Raw genomic sequence first — 8,433 nt, 5'->3', positions numbered from 1 at the left:
ATGTGTGAAAATCCAAACTGCAACCAGACTATCATAGTAATTTTCATTACCTTAGACTCTTAGCTTTGCGACCTATCCTTTCGAATAGTGTGCCCATTTATTTTTTCTTTTTGAGACAATAAAAAATCCGGTTGCCTCTTCGATTTTCATACATACAACTATGTGTGAAAATCCAAACTGCAACCAGACTATCATAGTAATTTTCATTACTTTAGACTCTTAGCTTTGCGACCTATCCTTTCGAATAGTGTGCCAAAAATAGGTATTTATTTATCGTGTTTTGAATATACCATTAAAACCCAAAAAAGAAAATAGTTTTTTTAGAAAAAAACAATTAATTTTTATAGTCTAAATTTTTCACTGAAAAATCCATAATAAAAACTTAAAAAAACATTTTGATCTTAGAAATACATCATACATTCTTTATCGATAAAATGAGATTTTTACTATCCACAAATAGCAAGATAAAATAGAAAAACATCACTTATTTGGAAGTGATGTTTTTTCTATTTAATGCAGTGGTAACATAACCTCAACCGTCGTTCCAACCCCAACTTCACTTTCAAAACTCATTTTACCGTTGTGGTCTTTAATAATTTTTTCTGTAACTACTAAACCTAGACCAGTTCCTGTTTCTTTCGTTGTATAAAAGGCTTCATTTAACTTTGGAATTTTATCTTTCGGAATGCCGCATCCCTCATCTTTCACTTGAATGATGATTCCATCTTTTACAGTAACTTTAATCGTAATTGTTCCGCCAACTGACATTGCTTCAATTGCATTTTTAATTAAATTAAAAAAGACCTGTTTTAATCGTTTTTCATCACATGTAATTGATGGTAAGTCTTTACTGTAAATACCTTGTATATAGACTCCTTGTTTTAAAGCAGGCTTTTCCATAACTCGAATAACATAAGAGATAATTTCTTGTATGTTATGAGTTTCTGATTCTAGTGATTTAGATTTCTCAAATCCACTAAGTTCTGTAGCAATTATATGAATCCGATCTACTTCTTGTTTCATAATATCACTATAAATTTTATCCTCTGGATGCTTGTCTGCTTGTTTATTCACAAGTTTTTTTAAGTTTGCTAAAGGTCTTCTAATCTTATAACCAATAACCGTTGCCATCTTTCCAACAGCTGCTAGTTTTTCTGTCTGTTTTATTTCTTTATCCATCATCTCAAGCGTACGAACGTAAGACTGAACCCTCAAAAATATAATCCAACATATGATAGTAAATACGCTATATAATGCCATTGGAATTAAAACGAGAGAAGATTGAATAATGATTCCTGTAAGAGCATACTTTCCGACAAGTATCGCTGGAACTAACCAGAAATATCTTTTATTCACAAAGATTGGTGCGAACAAAATAAAAAATCCTTCTACTATATTTCCACCGTCAAATTCTGCATCGCTACCATAATAAATCATAATGTTATGGATACAATCTAATACATTATAGCCAATTAGAATAATATACTTTACCGCAAAAACATTCTTCCATTTCATAAAGTATATTCCAATACAAAACAATACCACCATCAAAAAGTAAAGCCATAAGCCTAAGCCATCTTCAAACTCTCCTACGCCTTCTTGCTCTCCACCGATTAATGGTACGATAAATTCATAGGCAAGATCATATACAAAAAATATAATGAAAAATAAACTTAAAAATGCTTTCAGCGCCTTTATTTCTTCATTTTTAAATATATAGCCTTTATTCATATGGTAACTCCTAGCTTTTCTTCCACTTGGATTTCAGTATTTCCACACTTCCTTGGGAGAATGATGTCTATTCTCGTTCCAGTATCTCTTTCACTTGAAATATGCAGCTCACCAAGGTGCTCGGTGACAATTCGATTCGCTACCGTAAGTCCCAGACCAATTTTATCTTGTTTCGTTGTATAAAAGGCCTCTGTAACACGAATTAAGTTTTCTTGCTTAATACCATGACCATTATCAATCACGCTGATCATTACATCCTCTTTCCCTTTATTTTCTAATCTTACATGTAATATGCCACCTTGTTCCATTGCCTCTAAAGCATTTTTTATCGTATATAAAAAGACTCCTCTTATTCTTCGTTCATCACATTCAATTTCTATTGTTTTTTCTTCCACATTAGAAATAAACTGTACGTTTAATTCATTCATTTTTTCGCGAAGACTTGTTATTACTTGTAATACAATTTTCCCCACATCATGTTTCTTATAAATAGAAGGTTTGCATGTAGCAACTTCCATCAACTCACTTATCATATTATTCATATTTTCTATTTCAAAAATCATACGTTTATAAATAGGATCCTCTTCATGCTTCTCTCGTTGTAATTGTGTAAATCCTTTTAATGAAGCGAGTGGATTTTTAATTTCATGTCCAACCGTCGCTGCCATTTTCCCAATTACCGCTAATTTTTGCGATTCACTAGCAATCGTAATACTTTCCTTTACAGCTGAAAGATATTGTAAAAATCGGTTTAAAATGATATATGCCGCTATTAACATAAGTGTATACATAATAAGGTACATAAATGCTTTTACTTCCTCTAATACAAATAAATAAATCAAATATTTTCCTACAATAGAAGAAAGTAAAATCACATAAAATTTTTTATTTAAAAATATGGGTACAAAGAAAATGAGAATAATTTCTATTATATTTGTTGCATCAAACGCCGCCTTATTATAAAAAACATACGAAAATATATTAGCGATTTCTATCCCTATGTATGCAAATATCCATGCATATTTAACAAGGTTGGCCTTCTCTTTTTTCATTAAATATATATTCACGCACAGTATTGCTACTCCGCAAATAACTTGCCATACTATGTTGTACCCCTTATCCATTATTGATTTATCGTCTAATACGATTGCATAGAAAATTTGATATACAATAACAATGACATATAACACCCATAAAAGGATTTTTGCATTCCTTTCTTCTTCTTTATATGATAGAAAACTTTCTTTCACTTCAACACCCCTTCAAAATAATATCTCGAAGAATACCATTTATTATAATAAATGATTTTCATAGACAAACAAAGATAAATCGAACATTTGAGGAAAATCATCCCAACTATGCAATATCTTCATGCTATATACAAGCATAAAAAACATAAACAATAATACGTATATTATGGGAGGTGTTTTTTATGGACGGCAAAAAAAATAAAAAGACAGAACAACTCCAATCTTTCACGCGTGAGAATGAAGGAAAAGAGATGACAACAAATACAGGTGTTAAAATTTCAAATGATGAAAACTCTTTAACTGCCAGTGATCGTGGCCCTACCCTTCTAGAAGATTTCCTTATGCGAGAAAAACTTTCTCACTTTGACCGTGAACGAATTCCAGAGCGAGTCGTTCACGCACGAGGATACGGAGCACATGGCATTTTTGAGTTATATGAATCTTTAGAAAAGCTAACAATGGCCCACTTTCTACAAGACCCTTCAAAAAAAACACCGCTTTTTATTCGTTTCTCTGAAGTAGCTGGATCAAAAGGAGCAAATGAAACGAATCGAGATGTAAGAGGATTCGCCGTTAAATTTTATACAGAAGAAGGAAATTTTGATTTAGTAGGAAATAATATTCCCATTTTCTTTATTCAAGATGGCATTAAATTTCCTGATCTTATTCACGCCCTTAAACCAGAGCCACATAATGAAATTCCACAGGGCCAAACAGCACATGATACTTTTTGGGACTTCATCGCCAACAATCAAGAATCAGCTGCAATGATGATGTGGATTATGTCCGATCGTACAATTCCAAGAAGCTTTCGAATGATGCAAGGATTTGGAGTTCATACATTTCGTCTAGTTAATAAAAATGGAAAGTCACGATTCGTGAAATTCCATTGGAAACCAAAGCTCGGCGTTCATTCGTTAATTTGGGATGAAGCACAAAAACTAGGCGGTGCTGATCCAGATTACCATCGCCGTGATTTGTGGGAAAATATTAATGCTGGAAACTACCCTGAGTACGAACTTGGCATTCAAATTTTAGAAGAAGAGGACGAATTTAAATACGACTTCGATATATTAGATGCAACGAAAATTTGGCCTGAAGAAGATTTTCCCGTTAAAATCATTGGGAAAATGACCTTAAATCGCAATGTAGATAATGTATTCGCTGAAACTGAACAAGTGGCACTACACCCTGGAAGTATCGTCCGTGGTATTGACTTTACCAATGACCCTCTCTTACAAGGTAGACTCTTTTCTTATACAGACACACAATTAGCACGCGTTGGTACAAATTATCAAGAACTACCGATTAACCGCCCGATATGCCCATTTCATAACAACCAAAGAGATGGTGCGTCTAAATATATAATCGACAAAGGAAAAGTTGCCTACCATAACAATTCCTTAGCAAATAATTCTCCTTATACTGTACCTGGGACAAAGGGGGGATTCGTTACATATCCTTCTACTGTATCTGGTCATAAAACAAGGGAAACTGCTGCTAGCTTCAAAGACCACTTCTCTCAAGCTCGTTTATTTTGGAATAGTATGAGTCACGTCGAAAAAATCCACATTATGCAGGCTTTCTCCTTTGAATTAGGAAAAGTCAAAAGTAAATCTGTCCGCCAACAAGTCGTGGATATGATTGGACATATTAGTACAGAATTGGCTACTTTAGTTGCAGAAGCTATCGGGGCAAAAATCCCAAATGTGCAAGAATCCAACGTTACAAAATCATCTCCAGCACTCAGTATGGCAAATACGACCTTTAGTCCTAATACATTACGAGTAGGTGTCATTGTTGCAAATGGATATGATGGGCCCAGCGCACAATATATAATAAATCAGTTCAAACAAGTAGGTCTTCAACCAGTGATCGTTTCCGAACGATTAGGCATAGTGCAGGGAACGCCAAATGGACAGTGGGAAGTAAATGATACTTTCTTAACAGGCTCACCACTCCTTTATGATGGATTACTTCTTATCGGCGGAAAGATGGATGATCATTTTCTTAACAAAGCAAGTTCATTTGTCGTAGAATCATATAATCACTTTAAGCCAATTGGCTCCTTCCAAAACGGCTCGTCTATTATTCAATCTTTAAATATCGAAGGAAATCCTGGTGTTTTAATAGAACAAGACCCTATACGACTAGCAAATGAATTTATTAAAGCTATGACAAAACAACGCTTTTGGGATCGAGCATATTCATAAAATAGGGGGACATTTATGTTTATTACTGTCGAGAAAGATGTGCATATTTTTGTGCAAGACGTTAATCCTGGTCCAGGTAGTAAGACTGTTTTCTTCGTTCACGGATGGCCTTTAAATCATCAAATGTATCAATATCAACTCAATGTTTTACCCGAGCATGGCTTTCGCTGTATCGCCATGGATATACGAGGGAATGGGCAATCTGATAAACCATGGACTGGTTACACGTATGATCGATTAGCCGATGATATCGCAATTGTTCTAGAAGCACTCCAAGTAGAGAACGCTACGTTAGTCGGTTTCTCAGTTGGTGGTGCTCTTTCTATTCGCTATATGTCTCGCTATAACGGGCACCGTATTTCTAAGCTCGCATTAATTGACGCTGTCTCCCCCTCTTTCGTTAAAAATCAAGAGTCCCCTTACGGTGTACCGAAAGAACAAGCAGATGCTCTTATTAATCAAATGTATGCTAATTTACCAAAATTTTTAAATGATGTATCTTTATCCTTTTTTAATAGAAACTTAGGAGCCGCAACCCTTGAATGGTTTTCTTATCTCGGTATGCAGTCCGCTTCTTATGCCCTTATCAAAATTTTACAAGCAGCTGCAAATGAAGATGTAACGAAAGATTTAAATAAAATTAACGTCCCAACAAAAATCTTCCACGGCGTTCACGACCAACTAATTCCTTACAAAAGTGCTGAGCTTACGCAACAACGAATTAAAAATTCTCAGTTACATGCTCTTACAAATAGTGGCCATGGTTCACCAATCGATCAAGCGGATGACTTAAATAAAGAACTGATAAAATTTTTACAGGCATAACAACTGCAATACAAGAATGAAAGTTAACATAATCGTTTTTTTACAAAACATAAAATTCACACATTTCTCACAAACACACAAATAAAACGATTACATTTTCATATATACTAAATGTACAAGTAATACTCCCTAAACCCAGCTTGTCTGGTTACCCCGTTAAATACTATGAAAAAAGAACTTGTATCGTTATACAAGTTCTTTTTGTTTCTTTTATTTAAAGAGGATATCTTTACTATATTGATTTCCAACGAGTAAATCATATTGAAGCATTTTATATTGCTCTAACATTTCTTTTTGTTTCTTTGTTAAATCATTGATTACTTCTCCATTTTTATCAACTTTTAATTCATCTCTAAGCACTGGTATTTCCTTGTAAAGTTCCGATAAAAATTGATAAAATAAGGATTTATTTAATCCTGTATAATCAAAAATAAGATTAGAAAAATGGATTGGGCTTACTAAACCTAAATTATCATTTGGCATATCAAAGTTTGCATACATTAATAGCGGCGTTTGCGCCATTGATAAACGTTCACTCGGTGTTTTTTCATTCGTTATATACCCATTTTCTTTATAAAAAGATTTATTTGTTCCTAATGATGGAAGATGATCTCCAAAGAATACTAATAATGTAGGTCTGTCTAAATTATCTAGTTGCTCTATTAAATATTGAAGAGCCTCATCTGAACGTCTTAATCCTTCTGTATATGTCTCTAATTCTCCCTTTGACTCTTCATTTTCTAGACCGCTAATTTCTATTAGGTTTTCACCAAATCGGCCCTCTGTAAATGGAAAATGATTTTGCATCGTAACTGCATGAATAAATGTAGGTTGTTTTTGTTTCTCTAACTCAGCAATTATCTCTTTACTCATCGCTAAATCACTAATATAATCTCCATCAATATCCACATTTTCCATCGTGTCATCTGCATTAAACTTATCAAATCCTAACACCTTATATACATCATCACGTTTAAAGAATGTGCGACCAAATGAATGAATTGCACTTGTGTAATAACCTTCTTTTTTCAACGCCGTAGGGATTGATGGAATTTCTTTCTTATTTGTAATAACCTGCTGATATGGTATAGAACCTGGCTTTAACAAACTCATTGAATAGCTCGTTAATGCCTCAAATTCAACGTTCGCCGTATTTCCCCCAAATGTAGGAGAAATAGTTTGTCCACCAGGAAAGTTTTCTATATAATGATGTAAATTTGGTACAGGATCTTCACTAAATGAAAGGTTGGTTACTTTCGTCGGATCCCAAAACGATTCACTCATTACAAAAATAATATTCGGTTTCTCTTTTTTCTTTTCGTTCCCTATATTTCCACTATATTGTTTTTTTATATCGTTTGCTATTTGAAGCATATTTTCTTTAGAATAATTTTTTGGTTTTTCCATAACTGTTGTATCTAAATTGCTAATAAACCCTAGTACAAAACCATTTGAAGCATAGTTCTCATTTTGATTCCACAAAACAAAATCTACACCTGACTTTTGAAATACTTTATTCATAAATGTATTCGCAAAATTACCGTACGCATATAGAACAAAAATAGATCCTACTACTAATAAGGCTCTTATTCCTAGATGAATCTTTACATTTTGAATATATCTTCTCATATATATCCCTGCAACAATACAAGCTACGATACTTAAGATAATGACAAAAATATAACTCCAGCTAAAATAGTCCATCACCATCGGTATAACAGATTGCATATGCGTAATTTGTGTGAAATCAGAAGGATATAACGGATCACCCCTGAAAATAAGCTTCAAATAATTCACAATACCTAAAATGACTAACGTACAGCTCGTTAAAACCATACTTAGAAAAACCTTACCTATTAAATTATATACAAGAATATATATTGCATAAATTACTACAACACTTAATATAAACTGCATATTATAAATGTAAATCCAATTCATTGTCTCTATGAAACTCATATTAACTTGCATGACAATATAAAATAATGCTACTGTATGAGCTAGCAAAAATAATATAAAATGCACTCTCAGGGATGCCTTACATATAGACATCTCTTTTTTATTGAAATGAGTAATATAAAATGTTATGCCCCATATGGAAATCATCATAACACTTAAAACAAGCTTTTGATTTAAATGATCTTTCATCATGTCTAAATTAAAAACCTTTAAAATCATAAACAGCATAGTTATTACTAATAATGTCACCATACTACTTATAATGCTAGAAATTAATATATTTCTTTTTGGAAGATGAAAAAGTGTAGAACCATATTTCAATTCATTCCCTCGTTTCTATGTATTAATTTCACCCCGCATCGAAAAAACTATTTGTATTAAAATAACATATATCCTATATTTCGTCTGCAAACTTGCTTCTACTATAAATATATTTCCTTAATACTTCCTTAATC

At 33.0% G+C, this 8,433-nt stretch carries 5 protein-coding genes and 2 riboswitches; of the genes, 2 read left to right on the top strand and 3 right to left on the bottom strand.

The annotated features are described in order from the left end of the window. Nucleotides 1-15: 15 nt before the first annotated feature. Nucleotides 16-104: riboswitch (cyclic di-GMP riboswitch) on the bottom strand. A 71-nt stretch (nucleotides 105-175) separates the two neighbouring features. Continuing rightward, a riboswitch (cyclic di-GMP riboswitch) is annotated at nucleotides 176-264 on the bottom strand. 246 nt (nucleotides 265-510) lie between these two features. Continuing rightward, nucleotides 511-1,731, bottom strand: a complete 1,221-nt coding sequence (locus tag MR170_RS19550; protein WP_016079977.1) for an ATP-binding protein — start codon at nucleotides 1,729-1,731, stop codon at nucleotides 511-513. Further along, nucleotides 1,728-2,981 carry an ATP-binding protein gene (locus MR170_RS19545; RefSeq protein WP_242308984.1) on the bottom strand — a complete coding sequence of 418 codons (1,254 nt, stop codon included), beginning with the start codon at nucleotides 2,979-2,981 and terminating at the stop codon, nucleotides 1,728-1,730. The genes MR170_RS19550 and MR170_RS19545 overlap by 4 nt, the downstream gene beginning before the upstream one ends. Nucleotides 2,982-3,163: 182 nt before the next feature. Between MR170_RS19545 and MR170_RS19540 the strand changes: the two genes are divergently transcribed. Next, nucleotides 3,164-5,194 carry a catalase gene (locus MR170_RS19540; RefSeq protein WP_242308983.1) on the top strand — a complete coding sequence of 677 codons (2,031 nt, stop codon included), beginning with the start codon at nucleotides 3,164-3,166 and terminating at the stop codon, nucleotides 5,192-5,194. Between the two features lie 15 nt (nucleotides 5,195-5,209). Next, nucleotides 5,210-6,019: an alpha/beta fold hydrolase gene (locus MR170_RS19535; protein ID WP_016079974.1), complete on the top strand. Its 810-nt coding sequence runs from the start codon at nucleotides 5,210-5,212 to the stop codon at nucleotides 6,017-6,019. Nucleotides 6,020-6,229: 210 nt separating this feature from the next. On the opposite strand, the gene MR170_RS19530 is transcribed toward MR170_RS19535, so the two are convergent. Further along, a complete protein-coding gene (locus MR170_RS19530; protein WP_242308982.1) occupies nucleotides 6,230-8,299 on the bottom strand; it encodes an LTA synthase family protein in 2,070 nt (689 codons plus the stop codon). Between the last annotated feature and the right edge of the window lie 134 nt (nucleotides 8,300-8,433).

This window comes from Bacillus cereus group sp. BfR-BA-01524 (genome assembly GCF_022662595.1).
In the GTDB taxonomy this organism is placed as follows: domain Bacteria; phylum Bacillota; class Bacilli; order Bacillales; family Bacillaceae_G; genus Bacillus_A; species Bacillus_A thuringiensis_S.
This window is presented reverse-complemented; position numbering and strand designations above follow the sequence as displayed.